The organism is Paenibacillus tarimensis (assembly GCF_021532315.1).
GTDB classification, from domain to species: Bacteria; Bacillota; Bacilli; order Paenibacillales; family Paenibacillaceae; genus Paenibacillus_I; species Paenibacillus_I tarimensis.
The window spans coordinates 1-1,100 of the sequence record NZ_JAKGAO010000056.1; the positions used below are offsets into that span (position 1 = coordinate 1).

2 protein-coding genes are annotated in these 1,100 nt (G+C 39.1%); both read right to left on the reverse strand.

The features are described from left to right. Positions 1 to 140: 140 nt before the first annotated feature. Positions 141 to 581 carry a hypothetical protein gene (locus tag L1N82_RS23070; RefSeq protein WP_235289816.1) on the reverse strand — a complete coding sequence of 147 codons (441 nt, stop codon included), beginning with the start codon at positions 579 to 581 and terminating at the stop codon, positions 141 to 143. A gap of 12 nt (positions 582 to 593) precedes the next feature. Then, on the reverse strand, positions 594 to 1,100 hold a 507-nt coding region (locus tag L1N82_RS23075), incomplete at its 5' end, for a polymorphic toxin-type HINT domain-containing protein (protein WP_235289817.1).

Below are 1,100 nucleotides of genomic sequence, written 5' to 3' on the forward strand. Positions count from 1 at the left end.
CACTTCGCCCCGGTAGCTGTCTGCCGAGAGGAAACGGCCGTTCCCAGGGTCATAATTAGAAAAACCTTGAAGGCTTTGCCCCCAAGGTCCCCTAATTCTCTCTATTTACTCAGTATTAGTTTTTCGTATCTTTAGTCAGCTTACCTTAAGTCTTTTCTTTCTATTAATTCCACTTCATCCACGTGATAATGTTTAACCCTTAGCTTACCATTCAACGTTTCAAGTAATTTTAATATTACTTTATAGCACACAAAAAGGGGGGTTGATCCTTTAGCTTTGTATTCATTTCCTTCCGTATCAACCACTTTAATCTTATATCCGTTTCCAATGTAACACAACTCAAACAGATAATCGTTATCCTCAAGCCAACTTAACATATCATCAAGCGCAGGTATCCATGTCCCCTCTTTATAAATGACTGCATCACTTAGTAAAGTACTTTTGGGTATAACTCTCCCACCGACTACCCAAATTGAATCATCGTACTCATATATATCTTGAGGGTATACTTCATCAGCATAACTTGGGCGCTTAAAGCCCAGTTTGAATAATTCCTCGGCTTCTTTTCTTGTTAAAGACAAATTATCATCTCCTTATTTAATTTTTATCATCTTGCCAACATCACTTTTGTGTTTCCCCTTGATGAAATCACCATATTGGTTCGCATCCGCTACCCAATGCAGTTCTTTTCCGCTTTTTACTTCCTTATATACTTTAAAAGCTACATCACCATTCTGACTATGGTTCGTAAAGTCTTTAGCCCACCAGAACCTGGTCTTCGAATCACGATAAGCTGTTACTGTATTACCATGAAGCTTATAAGTTATCTGTTTATCAGAATATTTTTTGATGTCCCACTTAACACGTGTCGCTTCATATAGTGGACAATCCTTTGTATTCGTATTATGCACCCAAATCCCAATATTCGTTACATAATACGTATGGTAGTCCGCAACAGCAAAGTTGTAAACCGTAACTGGCTTATCCAGTTTAACGAACTCCATCTTGTCAATCGTCAGGTTGCTTCCGTCGGCCTTTTGGAGTATATCGCCCACTTGAAGTTCATCTGCGAAGACCCACCCTTTTCCTTCAACCCAGAA